Here is a 22,886-nt window from a genome sequence, read left to right on the forward strand (position 1 = left end):
AAATAGCCTGTTACTACAGTGCAATACAGATTTATATAATGGATATTAATTTAAGAACCCTGACGAAGAAGGATTATAAAGACCTTCGTGAGTCTATGATCGAAGCTTATGATGGTCACGCTGGGGATGTGTGGACGCGTGCTCATATTGACGATTTGGTAGACATGTTTCCCGAAGGACAGATTTGTGTAGAAGTCGATAAAAAAGTAGTCGCCTGCGCATTGTCCATCATTATCAATACCAAAAAGACCAACGTGTATGAAAAATATTATGAAATCATAGACGATGGTAAATTTTCTAAGCACGATAACGATGGTGATACCTTATATGGTATCGAAGTTTTTGTGCATTCCGAATTTCGTTCGCTACGGCTAGGGCGTAGATTGTATGATGCGCGCAAAGAATTGTGCGAGCAGATGAACCTAAAAAGTATTGTGGCGGGAGGTCGTATTCCGAATTATCATACCTACGCTGATACAATGAGTCCGCGTATGTACATTGAGCGCGTGAAGCGTAAGGAAATCTACGACCCAACCTTGACGTTTCAACTTTCTAATGACTTCCATGTCAAGAAGATTTTGAAACATTACTTGCCGGAAGATGCCGAATCCATGCAGTTTGCAACGCTATTAGAGTGGAATAACATCTACTATGAACCCGATGCTAAATCCAACTCCGCTTCCAAGCAGACCATTCGTTTGGGATTGGTGCAGTGGCAAATGCGTTTGTTTAAAGATATCAATGAATTTTACGATCAGGTCGAATTCTTTGTGGATGCCGTGAGTGATTACGGTGCTGATTTTGCACTGTTTCCAGAATTTTTCAATACCCCATTGATGAGTTCGTACAACGACATGCCGGAGCGTATGGCGATGGAAAAATTGGCTGAGTTGACAAAAGAGACGGTAGCTAAAATTCAGGAATTCGCGGTATCCTATAATGTAAATATCATTGCTGGTTCTATGCCTGTCGTCGAACGAGGAAAATTGTATAATGCAACCTTCTTATGTCATCGCAATGGACAGTTGGATACCCATAAAAAAATACATATCACGCCAAACGAATCCAAGTATTATGGTATGGTTGGCGGTAATGAGGTAAAAGTATTTGATACGGATTGTGGTAAAGTAGGTTTGTTGATTTGCTATGATGTAGAATTCCCAGAACTAGGCCGAATTCTCGCGGATCAAGGTTTGCAGATTCTTTTTGTACCATTTATGACGGATACACAAAATGGCTATATGCGCGTACGCGCATGTGCGCAAGCACGCGCAATCGAAAATGAATGTTATGTGGCTATTGCGGGTTCAGTAGGTAACTTGCCGCGCGTGAGTAACATGGATATTCAGTATTCACAGTCGGCGGTATTTACACCGTCTGATTTTGCCTTTCCAAATAATGCGATTAAAGCCGAGGCAACGCCAAACACAGAGATGGTGCTAATTGCAGATGTGGATTTATATGCTTTGCGCGACTTGCATGAGTACGGTACAGTAAAGATTTTGAAAGATCGCCGTAAAGATCTTTACGAGGTCAATCTCTTGAAGTAAGACGAGCTAAGGTTGTCATGAATTAGGGAATTATATGTTTATTAGTATCTTTAAACAAACATATCTACTCATTCATGGCAACCATTACGCAAGAAGTAGCAATAAAAGATGCGCGTTTTTTTTCTCCAATAGGATTTTATCCCGAAGAACAATTGTTGGGTAATGAATTTTATGTGGATGTTTCTGTTTCTTTTCCTTTTGCTAACCCAAATGCAGAGCGTTTAGAAAATACCATTAATTATGAAGAGCTCTACCAAGTTATGGTAGAAGTGATGGCGCCTAAGCGGGAGTTGCTCGAATCCGCAGCCGAAGATATTCTAAATCGTTTACTCGAACGATATGCTACACTACAACAGATATCCGTTCGTATCCGAAAGCAAAATCCGCCCTTTGGAGCGGGTAGTTCGCAATCGGTTGTGGGCTTAACCTATCAGCGTTAGTCGCGTCTATATTCCCAATATCTGCCGATTATTTTGCTAAATAAGACATTATGTCGCTTTGTTTTGAGTGTAAGTGTCAAAAAGTCTGAATTTTTGGTTTTTTTTGCAATGGTATAACAATTGTAAATCGTTCCATATATAAAAAAATTTAAAATTGGAGGATATATCATGGCTTTAGTAAAATTTCCAACACGCAATGTAAATACCGACGCGGTAAACCCATTTGTCAACAACGTATTTGATAGCTTATTTACAGATTCGTTTATTAGTGATCGTTTGGTAACCCGTGTGCCTGCGGTCAATATCGTAGAGACGGATGCCGCATTTCAATTAGAGTTAGCAGCCCCGGGTTTGAAAAAAGAAGACTTCACCATTAATGTGGATAAAAATCTGATCACCATTGCTGCTGAAAAGAAAACAGTAGAAGAAAATGGAGATAAGAGCTATAGCAAACGCGAGTTCAACTATAACTCATTCAGTCGTTCTTTCACGCTCCCTGATGTCGTAAACTATAATAACATCGATGCAAATTATGTAGATGGTGTTTTGTTTGTGAAAATTGGAAAGAAAGAGGATGCTATCGTAGCTAAAAGAAGCATTGAGGTAATGTAGTCTTGTGATTTATGATTATTGTTTGAGCTCTCCCCTTGGGAGGGCTCTTTTTTTGTTTAATAAATGCTTGTTTTTCGTATAAAACTGAAATGTTTTATAAAAAATCATTTTTTAATCAGATGTTTTCAATAAAATGTTTGAAATATTGTTTTTTTATTGTTTTTTTGGGTTGTTATTTAATATTTCAATAAAAAAGTATGAGTTTATCTGGAAAAAAATCTTTTATACCTATAATATTGATGGGTATCGTCGTTATCTTAGCTTTTTTCAACCCTGGGATTCCAGATATTTCTAAAACATATGAATATAATGGGGCAGATGTAGCCTGGATGTTGGCTTCGGCGGCCTTGGTGTTGATTATGACACCCGGATTAGCTTATTTCTACGGTGGTATGGTCAAAAAGAAAAATGTGATCTCCACCATGTTACAAAGCTTTATCTGTATGGCTATAGTTGCTGTTTTGTGGGTTGTCTTTGGCTTCTCACTCGTCTTTGGTGAGTCAGTAGGAGGTTTCATCGGTAATCCGATGACCTATTTTATGTTTGAAGGCGTGGTCGACGGAGAACCTTGGGGAGGTGCTCCGACGATTCCCTTTGTTTTATTTGCGATGTATCAGTTGAAGTTCGCGATTATTACGCCAGCTTTAATCACGGGTGCTTTTGCAGAACGTATCAAGTTCACGTCTTATGTGCTTTTTGTCTGTCTTTTCTTCGTCTTTATTTATGCGCCATTAGCGCACGCTACTTGGCATCCAGATGGGGTCTTATTCAATTTGGGCGTCTTGGATTTCGCGGGTGGTACGGTGGTGCATATGTCGGCAGGTTTGACTGCTTTGGCATCAGCCATTTACTTAAAGCATGGTAAAGATTTCCAAACACATCCACATGTGCCAGCTCGTATTACCTACGTGTTAATGGGAACAGGAATGCTTTGGTTTGGTTGGATTGGTTTTAATGGCGGTTCTGCTTTTGGCGCTTCGGCTTTGGCTGCAACGGCATTAGCCACGACATCGACTGCGTCTGGCGCTGCCGCGCTGACATATCTCTTTTTCGATGCCGCCAAAGGAATAAAACCTTCGGCCACGGGAGTCTGTATCGGTGTGGTGGTCGGATTGGTAGCGATTACGCCAGCTGCAGGTTTCGTTACAGTGCCGCATTCGTTGATTATAGGTGCAGTTGCTGCCATCATTAGTCGTTTGTGTATCGAGTGGAGAACAAAGTCTAAACTAGATGATACCTTAGATGTGTTTCCAAGTCATGGTGTTGGTGGTATGGTCGGTATGTTGCTTACCGGCGTATTTGCGCACAGCGCGATTAACGAAGCGGTCGAAACAAATGGACTTTTCTTTGGGGAAACGGGCCTATTTACAGCGCATGTGATCGGTCTAATCGGCGCGACAGTTTTTACCTTGATTATGGCTTTTATCTTGTTGAAGGTAACGGATCTCATCACACCACTGCGTGTAACTGATGAAGAAGAAGAGATCGGTCTCGACTTCTCTCAACACGGCGAGAGGCTGTAAAATTATTTAATTGTTTCTATTTACTACGCTATCCTCTATTATTTAACTTGTCTCGGTTCTCGGGACAAGTTTTTTTATTTATCAATTAGCTGATATGCTTGCGCGATCAATTGATAGAAATTGGAAGCTGGATTAGAAGCACTGAGCTTGTCTACTTGATGGCCAAGTCGCACGATAATCAAATCATCTGCTGGAATAGTGATGACGTACTGGCCAAGATGACCATTCATATAGAAGTAGGGCTTTTGATCGAAGGTGCCCATCCACCAGCCATAACCATATTCGGGTGAATCTTCAAAACGTGGTTTTAATGATGCCTGGACATACGCGCTATCTAATAATTGTTGTCCATTCCATTTTCCATGATCACGATATAACTTACCAAATCGAGCGAAATCCAACGCATTGCTGGCAATACAACAGTATGCTTTTTCAATGCCATTGGCTTCGCTGTCTACTTGCCACAAGGCATCGTGCTCTGCTTGCATCGGCTTCCAAAAAAAGGTGGATAGTAATTCGCTTAAGCTTTGGCCGGTTGCGCGCTGGATCGCAATGCCCAATAGCTGCGTGTCGCCACTTTGGTAGATAAATTCTGTTCCTGGCTTTTTATAGATCGGCAAATTGGTAATTACTTTCTGGATGTTAGCGTCAAAATACAATTTGGTGGTTACCGAGAATGGGCTGTAATAATCTTCTTCCCAGCGCATGCCTGAGCTCATGCTGACCAAATCTTTAAAGGTAAGATCTGAAGCGTATTCTCCTTTGATCTCGGGAACAAAGTCCGTCACTTTTTGATCCAGACTTTGGATTTTACCTTCGGAAATTACCTTTCCGAGGATCGCAGCCACTATACTTTTGGCCATGGAAAAGGAGTTGGATTTCGAGTCGGATGCATAACCGTCAAAATAAGCTTCGAGCATCACGCTGTCGCGTTGAATAATGACGTAAGCAACCGATTGGATTTTTTCGTGGAAACGACGCAATGAATCGGGTAATTCACGCTGGTTTTCTGGACGAGCGGTCGGCCAAGGTTGGCCAGTTCCGTGTTCGATCAGGTGATTGTCAAAATGGATGTAATCGGCTAGGTAAGCCGTTTTGTGCCCGTGCAAATACGTCACATAAGCGCCTTTGATAATATATCCGTATCCGAAGATATACATCCCTGCGATGATGATCGCAACAACTCCGAATAAGGCGGCAAGCAATTTCCAAATTATACGCATCAGTTCCAGTTCTTAGTTTACATTTTTTTGGCTTCGTTCCAGTACACATCCATTTCTTCTAAGCTCATATCCTGCAGTTGGCGGCCGGATTCCTGTGTCCGCTTTTCTACGTGTGTGAAACGTTTAATGAATTTTTTATTGGTGCGCTCCAGTGCATTCTCTGGATTGATGCCCAAATGGCGCGCATAGTTTATCAATGAAAAGAGTACGTCGCCAAATTCTGCTTCGGCACGATCGGTATCGATGGTGGTGTGCGTACTGAGGTCGAATTCTGCTTTAAATTCCGCAATTTCTTCCTCTACTTTGTTCCATACTTCGGCCGGATCTTTCCAATCAAAACCGACGCCGCGCACTTTATCTTGTATGCGGTAGGCTTTTACCAAAGCCGGAAGTCCTTTTGGTACGCCAGAAAGTACCGATTGATTACCCTCCTTAAGTTTCAGTTTTTCCCAATTTTGCTTCACATCTTCCTCATTTTCTACCTGCACATCACTATAGATATGCGGGTGTCTAGAGATCAGTTTATCGCACACACCATTGAGCACATCAACGATGTCAAACGCTTTTTGTTCTTCGGCGATGCGCGCATAAAATACCAAATGCATCATCACATCACCCAGTTCTTTTTTCACTTCTGGCAAATCGGCTTCTAAAATGGCATCGCCCAATTCATACATTTCTTCGATAGTAAGGAGGCGAAGGCTTTCCATGGTTTGTTTTCTATCCCACGGGCAAGCTTCGCGCAGCGTATTCAACACAGTGAGTAATCGATCGAAAGCTGCAGTAGGAGTAGGTAATGCCGGTGGAATAGGGTATGCCATGATAAATAGTTTGTCGTTGTACACGGCAAGTTAAAAAATGCTGGCCTTAAAAACACATTTTTATTTGAGTTGTTACTCCATTAGAACAGGAGATAAAGGCTTATGAAAACGAGACATAATTACGAATCAGCTTCCGTAGCAATTGAGAAGTTGAAGCAAGATGGATACGAAGTAGATTATAATATTGAATTTGATGAATTGCTTGCTAGCGCAAAAGATTACAAAATTGATCAAATCTATCGATATGAAGGAGCGACAGATCCGGGCGACGAATCGCATGTTTATGGTATTCGAAACGTCAAAACAGGTTCGAAAGGAGTCTTTGTAGCTGGTGATATCTCAGTGATCGAAGGTAAGAAGAGAGATATCATTTTAGAATTGGAAATTCGTGCTCGCCACGAAGAGCAAGAAGGCTCCTAAAGTGAGAAATAGCATATACTAAAAAGGTCGAAAGCATCCGCTTTCGACCTTTTTCTGTAAAAGAGATGATCCTTACTGTACACCCATTTCTTTCAAGATAAACTGTGCATTATCAATTTTGTCCGCCACCCATAGTACGAAGCGTATATCTACGCCAATGGATCTGCTGTAGCTTTCATTCCACGCAAAATCGTTGATCGTAGCATCGTAAGCGCGATCGAAATTCACGCCTATCAATTCGCCGTTGGCGTTCATAATCGGCGATCCTGAATTCCCACCCGTAGTATCCATATTGTACAATATGTTTACTGGTACATCGTTCATATCTTTTTTCATATAAGTGCCGAAATCCTTCGCTAACCAAGCTTCTTTGATCTTATGAGGATAGCCAAACTCTGGAAGACCTGAATTTCCTTTTTCTACCAATCCTTTTACGCTCGTGAACGGATGCATGTAGGTCGCATCTGCTGGGCTGTAACCTTTAATGTTGCCAAAAGTTAGACGTAAAGTGGAGTTGGCATCTGGCACAAAGTTTTTGTCCATAAACTGCTCGCGGACGGCTACATAATCGCCCATCAATTTGTTTAATGCGCCTTCGCGACGTTTTTGCTCTGCCGTGAATTGCGCATATTCTGCTGCTAAACCGCGATGTAAAGCCAATAAATCATCCTTATAGGCCAGAATGCTGGCCGGCGAAGAAATGAGTTGACGGAAAGAGGCTTCGCTATTCAGCTTCGTATTGACGATTAATTGTGCAATCCATGCACCAGTCGTATCGCTCTGCGCTTGGGTATTATTTTGCAAGAAGTTTAAGGAATTAATGCCGTGCATCTTTGCGCCTTGTGCGAATAGGTGACTGGCAATTTGTTGATCCACACCCAAATGATAGGCTTCAAAAAGCTCGTCGATGCGTTTGCTGAATGTGACTATGTTTTGGTCATACAAAGCTTTTTGCGCTTTTGGCGAAGCTTGCTGCGCGAGCGCATCTTGAAAAGATTGGAAGTAGTTGGCAATATCGAAAGTCTTGACGCCGTGATATACGTTATTCATCCAAAGTTCTTTGGGTGCATCTGCAAATACCATATCATAGTGTTGTTCGATATCACTCATCAGCGTGCCGTAGGCAGCTTTTAGCTCGGGTTTGCTGTCAATAAATTTGGCTAAAGCCGCATCATCATCTATTTTACTTTGAATTAGATTGGTATTGCGCAGACCTTTGAGTTTACCACGATAGTTCTTCAGCACATTCGCATTACGTTTGATGCGCGTAGCCAAAGCCAATTCTACGGCTTTATCCTTTTTTCCGGCATCTTCCATACGTTGATTTTCAAAATCATACAGTTCGGAGGTGTACGGCAACAAGAATTTCTGCTGGTAATCGATGTATTCCGCTGGTCTGTGGCGGAATGTGCGACCTGGATAACCCAAGATGAAGACAAAATCATTCTCTTCTACGCCATTTGGATTGACCTTCAAATGTTTCTTTGGTTCGTACGGTACGTTGTCTTTTGAGTAAGTAGCCGCCGAGCCATCTTTGGCTACATAAGCGCGAAGAAAAGAATAATCACCGGTGTGGCGTGGCCATACCCAATTGTCTGTTTCTAGACCAAACTCACCGATATTTTGTCTCGGTACATATACCAAGCGCACATCTTCGATGGTTTTATATTTAAACAAGACATAGCTTTTTCCGATAAACATCTCGGAAACTTCAGCTTTGATGGTTGGATCGGCCTGCTCTGCTTGTTGAGCTAATTCGCTCCGTTTTTGATTGATTGCTTCGATGCGTTGCAATGGATCGCTAATATTCTTTACCGACTCCAATACTTGCTTGGATACATCTTCGTACGAATCGGTGATGCGAATCGTCAATCCTTTCGCTTCAATTTCTTGCTCTTGTTGCTGCGCAACAAAACCATTCTCCAAATAATTGTGTTGCGGTGTGCTGGCCAGTTGAACGGCGCTGAAAGCACAGTGGTGATTGGTGATGATGAGGCCTTTGCCAGAAACGAAGGAACCAGAACATCCGCCAACGCGCACTAAGGCATCGACCAAACCGATGCTTCCTGGATTGTAAATATCTTTTTCTGAAATTTTTAATCCCGCTTTTTTTAGTCCTGCGCGGTTGAGGTCGCTCAGCGGAAACATGCCTTCGTCGGGAACGGTTGCGGCAAATTGAAAGGCACTAGCACCGAGCAGCATTGCCGTCAATAATACTTTGTGTGAAATCATAAACTTTTAACCCTGTGTTGTTGGAGCTCAAAATTACAAAATCTTTCTGTAGTAGCTGTCGGTCTTTGTGGAGCCTCGATCTTTCTGTATAGTTAGTAATTTCAAATGATAGTATCATATGATACTATCATTTTATATAATTTAAGTATCTTAGTATAGTTTAAATTTATAGTATGACGCTAGTTCAATTAGAATATGTTATAGCAGTAGATACCTATCGGAGTTTTGTGGCGGCAGCTGAAAAGTGTTTTGTGACCCAACCGACACTCAGTATGCAGATCCAAAAGCTGGAGGAAAACCTTGGAGCAAAAATCTTTGATCGTAGTCGACAGCCAGTCGTGCCGACGGAAATAGGCGCTCGCATCATTCGTCAAGCGCGTATTGTATTGACAGAAAGCAAGAAGATCGGTGATATTTTACAGGAAGCGTCAGGTCAGTTAGCGGGAGAATTTCGAATTGGCGTGATTCCGACGGTGGCGCCGTATTTATTGCCACCGGTAATTGCTTCTTTCGCCAAGCAATATCCCCAATTGAAAATACAGATCTGGGAATATACGACCGAAAAGATCGTTCAAGAGCTCAAAAATGGCACCTTGGATTGTGGTATCTTATCTACACCGTTGCAAGATGCCGCCATTGCGGAATTACCGCTCTATTATGAAACCTTTGTGGCTTACGTATCTACCGAAAGTAAATTATATGCCAAGAAGCTGCTCCAAACCAGTGAAATCGCCGATGATAATCTGTGGTTACTCAATGAAGGACATTGTATGCGCGGGCAGGTTTTGAATATTTGTAAATACAGACAGAGCCAATCGGCGAATGCTACCTTCGATTATAATACGGGCAGTGTAGAAACGCTGAAACGCATGGTCGATATCAATGGCGGCATTACCATCTTGCCCGAATTGACGATTCTGGATTACGGGGAGGATGAACTACAGCATGTTCGGTACTTCAAATCACCAGAACCTGTGCGCGAAATCAGCATTGTGATGACTAAAAACTTCAGTAAGCAAAAAGCAATAGAAGCTCTGAAACAAGAGATATGGTGTGCCGTACCCGAACGATTTAGATCCAAACGACGTATGGATGTGCTCGGATTTCGGCACTAATCGTTCGATTTAATCGCGTAGCGAAAGCAATTTGCTCACATACTTACCGATGATGTCAAATTCGATATTGACCACGGTGCCTATGGCAATGTGTGCAAAGTTTGTATGTTCTTTGGTATAAGGAATGATGGCTACCGAAAAACGGTTTGTCTGTGAATTCACCACCGTCAGGCTGATGCCATCCACCGTGATCGAACCTTTTTCAACGGTAATATTATTCAACGATGCATCGTATTCAAACGTGAGGAGCGTGCTTCCTCCTTGATCTTCTATGTTTACGCAAGTAGCAGTCTGATCGACGTGCCCTTGCACGATATGACCGTCCAATCGGCCACCAGCTACCGTACAACGTTCTAGGTTGACCACATCATGTTGCTTTAATCTCCCTAAGCTAGATTTTAATAAGGTTTCGTGGATTGCGGTGACACGGTGCGTCTGCTGATCTTGTGCTACCACAGTCAAGCAAACCCCATTGTGCGAGATGCTCTGATCGATCTTTAAATCCTTGCTGATGTCTGATTGTACGGTAAAATGTACATTTTGATCATCCTTCTCGATTTTCAAAATAGTACCTAAGCCTTCTATGATTCCTGTAAACATGACGTTAATTTATACAAAGCTATTAATATTTAGCGCAACTTGGAATGGCTAGCGCCTTTCTGACGATATTCTTGTGTACTGGTACAGGTAGATTTTCTAATTATTCGTTGAAGAATCTTCAAATCATTTTCGGATCTTAGCTACGAAGGCTACAGTATGGAAGAAACGGTAATACATCAGGACAAAATATTTACGGGAGTTGATTATTCGGAGAAGAAATTACGGAACAGAGAGTTTGTGAACTGCACGTTTGTAAGTTGCAATTTTAACAAAAGTGACTTGATGGGGAATGCTTTTGAAGATTGTGCTTTCCAACAATGTGATCTTACGATGGCTGTGATTGATTCGGTTAGCTTCAGAAATGCAGAATTTGTGGGTTGCAAAATGCTCGGTTTGGATTTTACCCGATGTAATATGTTTGCCTTCTCATTTTCCTTTACCGACTGTTATCTAGATTACAGCAATTTCTTCGGGACGAAATTAAGGAAGACCGTTTTCACAAATTGTAAGCTCACCGAGGTAGAATTTACCGAAACCGACCTCACTAGTTCATCATTTCTAAACTGTGATCTTTCTGCGACCAGATTTTCCAACTCCAATCTAGAAAAAGTAGATTTCAGCACGGCCGTCAACTTCGCCATAGATCCAGATCGTAATAAGATGAAGAAAGCAAAGTTTTCCGCGATGAACTTAAGTGGCTTGCTGTTTAAGTACAATCTGGATATTGATTATGATAGTCATTGAACTAGTTGTGCTCTAAAATTATTTTATGTCTTTAAACCCACTTTTTTTTCAATTCCCAAGCGTTTCATTTTTGCGAATAGTGTTTTATCTTTCATCTCTAAGATTGTTGCTGCTCCATTAGGGCCACTCACGCGCCAATTAGTTTGATCAAGCACATCCACAATATATTCTCGCTGTTTTGACTCGAAGGATTTAAATTCACTGGGGAGCGCAGTGCCGTCTTTTTCGGGTGTCCAGTTGCCTGGTTCTAAGGTTGTTCCGCTCTCTAGAATTACGGCGCGCTCGATCAGGTTTTGCAGTTCCCTTATATTTCCTGAGAAATGATAACGCATTAATCTTTGTATCGTTTTGGTGGATAGTCAATTAAAAGCGATCTTCGGTCAGAAGGATTTGCTGGACACGGAGGACAGGGATATGGATATCAACGATATTCAGCTCACCAAAGTGATGGTGAAGGTAGGCAATCAATACACGAATAAGTCGATCAGAGAATCTAACATTAGAAAAGATCTGCGTAGTCATATTGTGGGCATCGGACGAGATGGAAATCGCCTGCTTAACCCGAGTTCGTCCGAAGTGATCTACGCGGATGATGTCATTTGGCTTGTGGGTGATACGCACAAAGTCAGGGCATATTTAAAAAATCAATGGAAATTTTTAGAAGTATAATAATATGGGGAGCACCAAACTAATCAACACACAGATCATCATAAATGCCACAACCGAGCAGGTGTGGACGGTATTGACGGATTTTGATCATTATCAAAACTGGAATCCTTTTATTAAAAGCATCGTGGGGCAGCCAAATGTTGGGGCGACAATCACGGTCAGTATCGCGCCTCCAGATGGGAAGGGAATGACTTTCAAGCCGACGGTTCTCGCATTCGAACGAAACAAAGCATTTCGCTGGATAGGAAAGTTGTGGTTTAAAGGCATTTTCGACGGGGAACATAAATTTGAGCTCGTGGATAATGGAGATGGCACGACTACTTTTCAGCATAGCGAATACTTTACCGGAATACTGGTCGGTTTACTAGAAAAACAGCTTGAAAATAACACGAGGAAGGGCTTTGAATTGATGAATGAAAGTTTGAAGAAAAGGGTAGAGTCTAACTTAACAGCGCACTAACTTCTGCCAGTGATTTTGCACATCATTCAGAGATCAATCATCCGGTGATTTTACACGTGTAATAGAAAATTTACCATTTTTTCATAGTTGCGGTTTGGGTATAAATGCTATATTTACAATGCATTATAAACTAATAGTCCAATTTCAATAGGTCATTTTTCCTTGCGTGTAGCTTATACTTAATATTATGAGCGCAAATAGGTAAATCGTTATAGCTAATCAAAAAATTAGCACGACCAGAGTGGACGATGATAAAATATGGGCACCAATGTGCCGCTAACTATAAATTCTACACTATGAAACGCAGCAATTTCTTGCAGGCTCTGGGTATTGGGGCTTTATCGACTACATTACTGGGACAAAACTCCTACGGTCAATCACTATTTGAAGGTCAGAAAAATCAGCCTGATGATGATTTATCACATCACACCATTCAGCGCATACGATTTTCTAACGTAAGATTGCAATACCCAAGGTTGGTCGGTAAAAATGCTCGATTGGATTTACACGGTTATGGCCCTCGAGTAGAGATTTGCCTGATCGATACGAATCAAGGCGCGATGGGTTGGGGTTCGCTGCGCGGAAGTCGGCGTGATGCGGAAAATCTCAGTACGCAGTTAGTCGGAAAAAAAGTGTCCGATCTGTTTAGTACTGGAATAGGGATTACCAACGCTAATCATATTGCTTTCGATTTTGCTTTGCACGATCTAGCTGGCGTGATTCTCAACAAACCGGTTTATGCACTATTGGGACAATCTGAGCCCATCATTACGGATTGTTATAGCGGAATGATCTATTTCGACGACTTAGAACCCGCACACCAACCCGGTGGTATTGATAAAATTTTGGAAGAATGTAAATATGATTACGACCTTGGTTACCGACAGTTTAAATTGAAAATCGGCCGAGGCCACCGTTGGATGCCATTCGAACAAGGTTTGGCGCGCGATATCGAAGTGACCAAACAAGTGGCTAGCGCATTTCCAGATTGTGGAATCTTGGTGGATGGCAACAATGGATTTTCGGTCGACGAATTTATTCAATACTTGGAAGGAATCGCCGGCATCAACTTATTTTGGATCGAAGAACCTTTCCATGAAACCGTGCCGGAGTATGAGAAGTTGAGAGCTTATCTCAAAAGCCAAAGACTCCATCCTTTGCTCGCTGATGGCGAGGCCGATGCCGACCAACAATTCTTAAGCACCTTGATCGAGAAGAAATTGCTCGACGTACACTTAACCGATATCGAAGAATTGGGATTCACCAATTGGCGAAAACTCATTCCAGAATTGAAGAAAACCAACACATTGGCATCACCACACGCTTGGGGATCGTTGTTGAAGTCCCATTACACCGCTCATCTGGCCGGTGGTTTGGGCAATGTTGTCACCATCGAAGGCGTATCCAGCAGTTCTGAAGACGTAGATCTTTCGGGCTATCAATTGAAAGATGGAAAGCTGATTCCGCCGGCTTTGCCGGGCTTTGGGATGCGATTGTTGAAGGAAGTGTAAACACACTATAAAAAAGGTAATTCTAGGGTTGTATTAAAGTAGTAGCTTGCTTGATACTTTTGTTCGTGGGCATTATTTGGTGAACGCGCATTTGGAAAAAACTTTTCCAAAGCCACGGGTATCGCTGTGGTTTACAGTAGACATTGTTCTTGACTTTACAACTCGGCCTATTATTCATCTGGGACAAAAACGGGACAATCTATTTTAGGCATCTTTTGGATGCTAATAAAGCGCTATGTTTACCAATTCTTTACGTTTTAGACGTATTTGTCACAATGGATAAAGCTCTTGGTGCCAACATGACTGTTCACTTGTCGACATGCTATAAGTCTTGATCGTCGAATTATAAAGTTACAGACAAACAATATGACTGAAAAAATAATTGAAGATTATCTCACGAACCATGAGGTTGCGCGTATGCTTGGAGATGAACACATTGTCATGCTTCGCCGCGTTTTCTCTAGTTTTGCATTGAAAGACGACGCGGATACTCTGATAGATATCTCAGAATTATTTGCATACTGTAACGAAGAGCTCACCAGTTATGAATGGCCTGAGCCTGCTATTGCCAGAGTTGCGAATAAGGCGTTAGAACTTTTCTTTGCACGCTCAAATTATTTAGAAGATATCGCAGTCTAATGCTAACCATAAAATTCATAAATACCAAAAACGGTGGAATTTTAACTAATTTCTTAATAATATCTAGACTCATCAACAAATAGGCGGCTATTTATGGTTGATATATAGGAGTACAATAGCGCTCTTTCAAAGATTTCTCTTACTTTCAATCGTATAAGTAAAAGAATCGGCTCGATAGCAGCCCACATTGTATTCGATCGGGTTATTATGTATATCGTATACATACCTTTTGCGGATAAGGATGGGTTGCCCAATTTTGATCTCTAGTTTCGATGCGATAAACGGATCCGCTGCCGCAGCGCTGATCTCTTCCTTTGAGTTGTAAGCTACTATGCCATAGTCTGCCTCAAGGATTTCGTAAAGCGGCCGATTAAAATTCTCTGAAGCTGAGATGGGGATTATCGGGTTAAAATCTGATATAAAATATACGAAGGGAGCATCTTTCTTTCCTCTCAATCGCTCCAGTCGCATCACCTTTGTAGATACGTCAATTCCGAAAAAAGATGCGATTTCTGCGGACACTTCATGCTTATAAATCTGCAATTCAAAATTTTGAATTTCTATTCCTAAGATTCGCATTTCCTCTGAGAAACTTAGCCAATTACCGACGCCGCTAAAAATCTTCTTTTTCTGTACCCGTGTTCCCACACCTTTCTTACGCACAAGCAGACCTTCTGTGACCAATGTATTAATTGCTTGCCGAAGCGTATTACGAGATATCTTTAATTGTTCAGACAAATCGACCTCTTTTGGTAAATGCTGTCCATCCTGATATTCCGGCTCATTGATAAGCTTTCGAAGCAGCTCTTCTGCCTGTTTATGAAAGGGTATTGAGCTTTTATGGTCTATTTGTAATTCCATGATCTGTTCATAAAAATAAAAAAATAATATGAATTTTTTGGTTTTTCATCAAATGATTCTATATTTGAAACATCATATGTATATACATACTAAACATATGGTTGAACAATTATACCAATATAAACATGTCAAGTACGTACAAGAAGAAGCCTGCTATTCAATTAAGCGGTTTTGTAGTTCAAGGATGGGATGCCATTATTGATCACCTGCAAAAGAACGCTAAGTCAACGTCTATTATCGCTATAGACTGCTACAGTGGGGTGTCAGAAAAGGAACTATATACCCAATTTTCACGTCTAAATAAGAGTTTGGTCATTTCAACAAAGGATTTATTTATTTCTGAAAGTGCTGCAATAGCATTGACTGATCGATTTATGACCGATGATGTATTGTTCGGCTATAATTCAAATATTGATTTAATAGAATATTTCGAAGCAGAGAAATTGGCAGCAGCACGTGCTAAAATTCGACAATTAGATGGATCTGCCATAATTTTTGGGCGAGGGGCACAGTTACTTGCACAGCCTGACGTTTTAATTTATGCCGACATGCCGCGGTGGGAACTACAGTTGCGTATGCGACAACAGTTGGTTGCCGGATTAGGAGTTGACAATAGCAAACAACCTTTTTCATTGCAATACAAGCGTGGCTTGTTTAACGATTGGCGGGTACTGGATAAGCATAAACGCAGCATATACGAAGACGTTGATTATTGGTTAGATACGGTTATTGCAGATCAACCTAAAATGATCGATAAGCCGACCTTTTGGGCAGGAATGGACAAAGCGGCGAGTTCACCATTTCGTGTTGTACCATTTTTTGATCCAGCGCCATGGGGTGGACAATGGATGAAGAGTGAGTTGGATCTAGAACAATCTAAAATTAATTATGGCTGGGGATTCGACTGCGTGCCAGAGGAAAATAGTCTGCTTTTGGATTTGGATAATGTGGTGTTTGAAATGCCTGCCGTTAACCTCATCAATACCCGAAGTCAGCAAGTGCTTGGTGCGCCTGTAGAAGCTCGTTTTGGAAAGGATTTTCCTATCCGTTTTGATTTTTTGGACACTGTAGATGGTGGCAATCTGAGCCTGCAAGTACATCCTACCACGCAATATGCGCGTGATCATTTTGGATTACCATACACGCAGGACGAGAGCTATTACATCATGGAAGCTAAAGAAGATGCACACGTCTATCTCGGGTTGCAAACAGGTATAGATCGTGACCATATGATGGATGAACTAAATCTAGCACAGCAGAGCGATTTTATTTTCGATGCCGATAAATACGTTAATAAAATACCGACGAAGAAGCATGATCATTTCTTAATTCCGGCAGGAACCATTCATTGTTCGGGAACAAATGTTGTTGTGCTCGAAATCAGCTCCACACCCAATTTGTTTACGTTCAAATTGTGGGACTGGAATAGACTCGGTTTAGATAATAAACCACGGCCTATCAATGTGAAACGGGGTGAAAAGGTGATAAATTGGGAATGCGATACAGAATATACAAAATCGCAATTAGTAAATAATGTTGAAGTTGTCGCCGCAGCAGATGGTTGGATTGAGGAGCGTACGGGTTTACACCGTAGTCAATTTATTGAAACGCGTCGGCACACATTTTCTACAGCAGTCACACATTACACTCAGGATAGTGTGAATGTATTGAATTTGGTAGGCGGTGATGAAATTATTATTGAAAGTCCTACCAATGCATTTGAATCAACAATTATTCATTATGCCGAAACGTTTATTATCCCAGCTTCATTAGGAGTTTACACTATCCGACCTCATGGTAGATCCGAAGGCAAGCAATGTGTCACGATCAAAGCTTCTGTCAGGATTTAATCGATTGATTTAAAGTTGTAGCGCCATGCAAGATCACCAAAAGAATAAATCATACCTCGTATTCATCCCTATCTTTGTGAATTTTTTCATCATGGGATTTGTTGATATCGTTGGTGTAGCCACCAATTATGTCAAGCAAGATTTCGTGCTATCTGATACCATGGCCAGCATTATCCCGATGATGGTATTTGTATGGTTTGCTGTCTGCGCTGTTCCGACAGGTTTGCTTATGAGCAAAATCGGCCGTAAAAAAACCGTAGCCATTTCATTAGTCATCACCACGATAGCCATGGCTATTCCTTTTATCGCATACAATTACATCGCGGTTCTATTTGCATTTGCTTTGTTAGGCGTCGGTAATACCATATTGCAGGTTTCGTTAAATCCGCTGGTGACATCTGTGGTGCAGAAGGAGAAGCTGACTAGTATATTGACGATGGGGCAATTTGTAAAGGCGGTCTCTTCGTTTTTAGGACCAATACTAGTGGGTTATGCGGCGAGTTATCTGGATAATTGGCGGTTTATTTTTCTTTTTTATGGTATAGCTACGATCATTTCTGTACTTGTTTTGTACTCGATGCAGTCTAAGGAGATCAAAGAATCCGAGACTAAGACCTCTTCTTTTCAAAAGATCTTCGCGCTACTGAAAGACCAATATCTTGTAAAATGTATTATCGTGATCATCTTGATAGTTGGCATCGATGTCGGGTTGAATACCAGTATTCCTCCGTTGTTAATTGAGCGTGTATCCATGCCGTTAGAAGAAGCTGCACTAGGTACAAGTCTATATTTTGCGACGCGCACTGTTGGAACATTTCTAGGCGCGCTACTTCTGGTGAAGTTGTCTGCTGTAAAATTTCTCCGTGTTACGATGGTGCTAGCCATCCTTGCTTTTGCAGGCATGATGTGGAGTACATCATTAGGGGCCCTGCTGCTATTTATCGGTGTTGTAGGTCTTGCTTGCGCCAATGTGTTCTCGATTATATTTTCTCTGGCTTTACAACGTGATATGAAGCACTCCAATGCGATATCAGCACTGATGATCATGGGCGTATCGGGTGGCGCATTGCTATTGCCATTACAAGGGTTGATCGCAGATGCGACCAGTTTTACAGCTGGTTTGTCGGTTATACTCGCTAGTATGTTGATCATCGGCACTATTTCTTATGGTTTTGAATAACGGATTTATGTACGATTACGACAACCGCATAGTATTGACGTTGGACGCTGGAGGCACAAATATGGTCTTTTCAGCCATTCAGGGTAATCGGGAAATAGTCGCCCCATATTGTCTGCCAACATATGCTGACGATCTTAAAAAATGTCTGCAAATAATGGTTGATGGATTTACGCATATATGGAATCAATTACCTAAGGCGCCATCAGCTATTAGCTTCGCATTCCCAGGTCCGGCAGATTATAAAAATGGTATCATTCATGATTTACCTAATTTCCCTTCATTTAGAGGCGGTATTGCGTTAGGTCCTTTCTTACAAGAGCACTTTCAGATTCCAGTTTATATCAATAATGATGGAAACCTATTTGCCTATGGTGAAGCCTTCGCAGGAGCATTACCAGCCTTGAATCATCAGTTGAAATCAATGGGCTACAATAAGGAATACCGCAACCTCATCGGTATTACATTTGGAACTGGATTTGGTTCTGGCGTAGTCATCAATAATTATTTGCTTACTGGCGATAACGATTGCGGAGGTGATGTTTGGCTATATCGTAATAAATTATTTCCTGATTTGATAGCCGAAGAGAGTGTGAGTATACGTGCAATTGTACGTAGATATAATGAACTAGCAGGAGAGCAAGACGATAAACTTACGCCAAGCGATATATTTCATATTGCAGAAGGCAATACAAAGGGTAATCAGCAAGCAGCTCAAGGCAGTTTTGCACAATTTGGGGAGGTGGCAGGTGATGTCATTGCGCATCTACTCACATTTGCAGACGGGATTGTCGTATTAGGAGGTGGCATTATGGGCGCCTCAAAATACATTATGCCAGCATTGATGCAAGAAATGCAGTCCAATCTAACCACCTTTTCAGGAGCCCATTTCTCTCGTCTGCAAATGCAGCTAGTAGATGCAGATAACGATCTGCTTTTTAAAAGATCTATTGCCGAGAAACCGGTGACCATAGCCATTCCAAATACGGATCGTACCGTAGATTATAACCCCATCAAAAAGACATTTATTATGAATACTAGGGTTGGCACGAGCAAAGCTATTGCATTGGGTGCATACGCATACGCGCTACATTCGCTAGAAAATGAGACAATTTATCCCTCAATATTAAAAGATGATACTATGAGAAACACAACCGCCTAAAGCAGGTCTTTTGAAAGTCCTCCGGCAAAACATCCTATTACCTATGCAATACTGAAATCTCCATAAGCAGTACTAACCAAAAAAATATTTTATAAGCCGATAGAACAATAAAAGTTCATAAAAAAAAGCTAAGAACAAGCACTTCTTTTTATGAATTACGTATACCTCTATCCTCCATACAATTGGACTATATGGTATTTCAATCAAGATTAAATTATGATGCTATGAAAAAACTACAACCCATTATGAAGCGCCAGGAGCATTCCCCCTATGATTCTGGCCTAATTAAAAACGCCTTTATTCGATTCCTGCTATGTGTGCTATTAGGAATACACACCTTCACAGTTGTTGCTCAGAATAGTAGTATTGCTATTCAAGGCATTATTGTAAATGAAAATAATGCACCCGTGTCGGGCGCGTCGGTGGGTGAACAAGGAGTCAGCAATGCCACACGCTCAGATGCAGAAGGTCGCTTTGCCCTAATGGTATCATCCTCAGATGCCATCTTGACTATATCCTACATAGGTTATGCGACGCAAGAAGTGCCGATAAATGGAAGAACAAACGTAGAAATTGTGCTGTCGGCGGCAAGTGCAGATATCGACGAGATTGTCGTGGTCGGATATGGCACGCAGAAGAAATCAAATGTAACCGGCGCAATCTCTTCTGTAGATATGAAAGAACTGGAAGGTAGGCCGGTAACAAATGTGGTAGAAGCCTTACAAGGAACCACTCCAGGATTGACTATTCAGCAGAGTAATTCTCAACCCGGAAGCCGTCCTGCGATCAATATTCGCGGTATCAATACGCTGAACAACAATGACCCAATGGTTATTATTGATGGTATCATCGGGGATATTCAGAATGTCAATATGAATGATATTGAGAATATTTCGGTATTAAAAGACGCGGCATCCGCAGCTATCTATGGATCGAGAGCTTCCAATGGTGTCATCCTGATTACCACCAAAAGAGGAGGTAAGAATACCTCCAGAATATCCTACGATTATCTCTTGGGAGCGCAAACGCCCACATTTCTGCCGAAAATTGTAGAACCTTGGATCTATGCTGAGCTTCGTAATGAAGCGCTCTTCAACTCAGGTCGCCCAACCCAATTCACTGCCGATCAGATCAGAGATTTTCGTAACACGCAGACCAATACCAACTGGATGAAAGAGATTTATCGAGAGCGTGCGCCCCAGCAAATGCACAATTTGTCGTTATCTGGAGGTGGCGATAAGACAACTTACCTGATATCTGCTGCATACACCGATCAAGAGAGTATGTTGCAGGGGCCTAACTACGGTCTGGATCGGATCAATTTTCGTACAAATATAGAAACACAAGTTTCGGAGCGCTTCAAGGTTGGGGTACTCGGAGCATACGCGCGAAATACATTGAAAGATCATGCTTATTGGACAGAGTGGATCATTGAGCAGGCTACACGCATGCCATCTATCTATCCTATAAAGAATGAAAATGGAGAATACAATTATCCCGGAGGGAGCAACTCCAATGCTTTAGCGCGTTTAGAACAAGGAGGTTTGCGCACAAGTTCAAACGGAGACCTATCTGGTATATTGAATGCGGAGTTTAAAATAGCCAACGGGTTAAAAGTGCAAGGTATGGTTGGTACGCAGCTATACGAAAATCGGCTCAAAGAAAATCGTAGAGCCATTCCAGGATCGGGCGATCTTGAAAATAGAATGACCAATAGTAGCCAACGCATACAGAATATCACCACGAATCTAATTCTATCTTACGACAAAAGTTGGGGTGCTCACAACGTTAATTCTATGGTAGGCTATTCCTATGAAGGTAGCACAGATAATCGTTTTGAAACATTTCGCATCGCAGAAGACTCCAAATACGATATTATGGGAGGGGCACAGACAGCCAATACGGGCAATCAAGAATGGCAACACGAATGGTCGATCTACTCAGCATTTCTGCGTGCCAATTACAACTACGATGATCGATATCTGTTTGAGTTCAATCTTAGAGATGACGTTTCCTCCAAATTCCGGAAAGGCAATCGATCAGCCTGGTTTCCCTCTATGTCTGCTGGCTGGCGTGTCTCCGAAGAAAGCTTTTATCCAGAAGGCTTAAAAGATGTCATGAATTCGGCGAAATTAAGATCATCATGGGGACTTGTCGGGAATAATCGTATAGCAGATTACCAATATCAGGCTACCGTCAATGTTTCCCAAGGCTACAATTTTGGAAATACCATCTATCCTGTTGCTTCTTTTGATGCTGTGAATCCAGACTTAATATGGGAGACAACCAGAATGTTTAACATAGGTGCAGACCTTGGTTTCTTTAATAATGCGTTGACCTTATCAGGAGAATATTATGTCAATGACACATACGATATCTTGATTGGAATTCCAGTACCTGGCCTATTCGGTGGCGGTACACCGATTCAAAACGCGGGAAGAGTGCAAAACAAAGGTTGGGAGTTCGCAGCACGTTACCAATTCAATACAGGAGCTGTCAACCACAGTATGTCTGGAAATATATCAGATAGTAAAAATAAAGTAATCGACTTAAAAGGAACCGAGTGGATCAATGGATCTGATGTAAATACCATTGTGCGTGAAGGCTATCCGATAGACTCTTATTATGCTTACCGTGCCGATGGGTATTTCCAATCTGATGCTGAAGTCGCACAGGGTCCACATCTCAATGGAATCACTCCTAAACCTGGTGACATCCGTTACATTGATAAAAATGGTGATGGCGTCATCCGAGAAGATGATGATAGATATGTACTGGGCAACAGGTTTCCACGCTTTTTGTATGGGTTCAACTATGCGGCCAGCTGGAAGGGACTTGACTTCTCTATGTTTTGGCAGGGCGTTGGGCAGAGAAATGTATGGATGAGAGGTGAATCGGTAGAAGCCTTTCATAATAACAACGAAGGGCCCGTTTTTGATTTTCATATCGATCACTGGACGACCACCAATCCAGATGCAGTTTATCCGCGCCTCACTATCGGCGCTGAATCGGCCAATAATGCCACAAAATCCAGCTTCTGGATCGATAATGCGGCTTACCTGCGTTTAAAAAATGTGCAGCTCGGTTATACTTTTCCACAGGCGTGGACCAATCGAATTTCACTGAGCCGTCTTCGAATATACACTAGTATACAAAATGCGTTGACCATATCGAATATGAAAGGCGGATGGGATCCAGAAGCGTCGGATGGTAGTGGACGAATATATCCGGTAAACCGAACCTTCGCCGTTGGTTTAAATCTTATTTTTTAAATACT

At 41.7% G+C, this 22,886-nt stretch carries 21 protein-coding genes; 15 read left to right on the plus strand and 6 right to left on the minus strand.

Annotation, left to right across the window (positions count from 1 at the left end; genetic code table 11):
• The first annotated feature begins 38 nt into the window (after positions 1-38).
• The 4 genes from AC3IRT_RS06185 (at position 39) to AC3IRT_RS06200 (ending at position 4,125) form a co-directional block, all read left to right on the plus strand.
• Positions 39-1,550, plus strand: coding sequence for a carbon-nitrogen hydrolase family protein (locus AC3IRT_RS06185; protein WP_489395539.1), 1,512 nt, complete (start codon positions 39-41; stop codon positions 1,548-1,550).
• A gap of 74 nt (positions 1,551-1,624) precedes the next feature.
• Complete coding sequence (folB, locus tag AC3IRT_RS06190) at positions 1,625-1,990, plus strand: dihydroneopterin aldolase (RefSeq protein ID WP_489395540.1); 366 nt, start codon at positions 1,625-1,627, stop codon at positions 1,988-1,990.
• A 168-nt stretch (positions 1,991-2,158) separates the two neighbouring features.
• Positions 2,159-2,602, plus strand: a complete 444-nt coding sequence (locus AC3IRT_RS06195; protein WP_489395541.1) for an Hsp20/alpha crystallin family protein — start codon at positions 2,159-2,161, stop codon at positions 2,600-2,602.
• A gap of 197 nt (positions 2,603-2,799) precedes the next feature.
• A complete protein-coding gene (locus AC3IRT_RS06200) occupies positions 2,800-4,125 on the plus strand; it encodes an ammonium transporter (RefSeq protein ID WP_489395542.1) in 1,326 nt (441 codons plus the stop codon).
• Between the two features lie 74 nt (positions 4,126-4,199).
• On the opposite strand, the gene AC3IRT_RS06205 is transcribed toward AC3IRT_RS06200, so the two are convergent.
• A complete protein-coding gene (locus AC3IRT_RS06205; RefSeq protein WP_489395543.1) occupies positions 4,200-5,348 on the minus strand; it encodes a serine hydrolase domain-containing protein in 1,149 nt (382 codons plus the stop codon).
• A 17-nt stretch (positions 5,349-5,365) separates the two neighbouring features.
• Positions 5,366-6,169, minus strand: coding sequence for a nucleoside triphosphate pyrophosphohydrolase (mazG, locus tag AC3IRT_RS06210; RefSeq protein WP_489395544.1), 804 nt, complete (start codon positions 6,167-6,169; stop codon positions 5,366-5,368).
• Between the two features lie 102 nt (positions 6,170-6,271).
• On the opposite strand from mazG, the gene AC3IRT_RS06215 reads away from it, so the two are divergent.
• On the plus strand, positions 6,272-6,589 hold the full coding sequence (locus tag AC3IRT_RS06215) for a hypothetical protein (protein WP_489395545.1): 318 nt from the start codon (positions 6,272-6,274) through the stop codon (positions 6,587-6,589).
• 72 nt (positions 6,590-6,661) lie between these two features.
• Here the strand turns inward: AC3IRT_RS06215 and AC3IRT_RS06220 are convergent, their stop codons facing one another.
• A complete protein-coding gene (locus AC3IRT_RS06220; RefSeq protein ID WP_489395546.1) occupies positions 6,662-8,821 on the minus strand; it encodes a S46 family peptidase in 2,160 nt (719 codons plus the stop codon).
• 173 nt (positions 8,822-8,994) lie between these two features.
• Here AC3IRT_RS06220 and AC3IRT_RS06225 point away from each other — a divergent pair, with 173 nt between their 5' ends.
• Complete coding sequence (locus tag AC3IRT_RS06225; RefSeq protein ID WP_489395547.1) at positions 8,995-9,936, plus strand: hydrogen peroxide-inducible genes activator; 942 nt, start codon at positions 8,995-8,997, stop codon at positions 9,934-9,936.
• 9 nt (positions 9,937-9,945) lie between these two features.
• On the opposite strand, the gene AC3IRT_RS06230 is transcribed toward AC3IRT_RS06225, so the two are convergent.
• Complete coding sequence (locus AC3IRT_RS06230) at positions 9,946-10,536, minus strand: riboflavin synthase (protein WP_489395548.1); 591 nt, start codon at positions 10,534-10,536, stop codon at positions 9,946-9,948.
• 156 nt (positions 10,537-10,692) lie between these two features.
• On the opposite strand from AC3IRT_RS06230, the gene AC3IRT_RS06235 reads away from it, so the two are divergent.
• Positions 10,693-11,280 (plus strand): pentapeptide repeat-containing protein, encoded by a 588-nt coding sequence (locus AC3IRT_RS06235; protein WP_489395549.1) that lies wholly within the window; start codon positions 10,693-10,695, stop codon positions 11,278-11,280.
• Positions 11,281-11,303: 23 nt separating this feature from the next.
• Here AC3IRT_RS06235 and AC3IRT_RS06240 read toward each other — a convergent pair whose 3' ends face one another.
• Positions 11,304-11,612, minus strand: coding sequence for an AAA-type ATPase lid domain-containing protein (locus tag AC3IRT_RS06240; RefSeq protein ID WP_489395550.1), 309 nt, complete (start codon positions 11,610-11,612; stop codon positions 11,304-11,306).
• Between the two features lie 19 nt (positions 11,613-11,631).
• On the opposite strand from AC3IRT_RS06240, the gene AC3IRT_RS06245 reads away from it, so the two are divergent.
• The 4 genes from AC3IRT_RS06245 (at position 11,632) to AC3IRT_RS06260 (ending at position 14,559) form a co-directional block, all read left to right on the plus strand.
• Positions 11,632-11,949: a cation:proton antiporter regulatory subunit gene (locus tag AC3IRT_RS06245; protein ID WP_489395551.1), complete on the plus strand. Its 318-nt coding sequence runs from the start codon at positions 11,632-11,634 to the stop codon at positions 11,947-11,949.
• Between the two features lie 4 nt (positions 11,950-11,953).
• Entirely contained in the window at positions 11,954-12,409 is a 456-nt protein-coding gene (locus tag AC3IRT_RS06250; protein ID WP_489395552.1) for an SRPBCC family protein, read from the plus strand.
• A 296-nt stretch (positions 12,410-12,705) separates the two neighbouring features.
• Positions 12,706-13,920 (plus strand): enolase C-terminal domain-like protein, encoded by a 1,215-nt coding sequence (locus AC3IRT_RS06255; protein ID WP_489395553.1) that lies wholly within the window; start codon positions 12,706-12,708, stop codon positions 13,918-13,920.
• A 366-nt stretch (positions 13,921-14,286) separates the two neighbouring features.
• Entirely contained in the window at positions 14,287-14,559 is a 273-nt protein-coding gene (locus AC3IRT_RS06260) for a hypothetical protein (protein ID WP_489395554.1), read from the plus strand.
• A 126-nt stretch (positions 14,560-14,685) separates the two neighbouring features.
• On the opposite strand, the gene AC3IRT_RS06265 is transcribed toward AC3IRT_RS06260, so the two are convergent.
• The gene (locus AC3IRT_RS06265; protein ID WP_489395555.1) at positions 14,686-15,420 is read right to left on the minus strand and encodes a GntR family transcriptional regulator; all 735 of its coding nucleotides are present in this window, start codon (positions 15,418-15,420) and stop codon (positions 14,686-14,688) included.
• A gap of 125 nt (positions 15,421-15,545) precedes the next feature.
• Between AC3IRT_RS06265 and AC3IRT_RS06270 the strand changes: the two genes are divergently transcribed.
• From AC3IRT_RS06270 to AC3IRT_RS06285, 4 genes are all read left to right on the plus strand, one after another.
• A complete protein-coding gene (locus AC3IRT_RS06270) occupies positions 15,546-17,270 on the plus strand; it encodes a class I mannose-6-phosphate isomerase (RefSeq protein WP_489395556.1) in 1,725 nt (574 codons plus the stop codon).
• Positions 17,271-17,295: 25 nt separating this feature from the next.
• Entirely contained in the window at positions 17,296-18,450 is a 1,155-nt protein-coding gene (locus AC3IRT_RS06275; protein ID WP_489395557.1) for an MFS transporter, read from the plus strand.
• The gene (locus AC3IRT_RS06280; RefSeq protein WP_489395558.1) at positions 18,437-19,609 is read left to right on the plus strand and encodes an ROK family protein; all 1,173 of its coding nucleotides are present in this window, start codon (positions 18,437-18,439) and stop codon (positions 19,607-19,609) included. The genes AC3IRT_RS06275 and AC3IRT_RS06280 overlap by 14 nt, the downstream gene beginning before the upstream one ends.
• 224 nt (positions 19,610-19,833) lie before the next feature.
• Positions 19,834-22,881: a SusC/RagA family TonB-linked outer membrane protein gene (locus AC3IRT_RS06285; protein ID WP_489395559.1), complete on the plus strand. Its 3,048-nt coding sequence runs from the start codon at positions 19,834-19,836 to the stop codon at positions 22,879-22,881.
• Positions 22,882-22,886: the final 5 nt, after the last annotated feature.

The organism is Sphingobacterium sp. KH_072 (assembly GCF_057837975.1).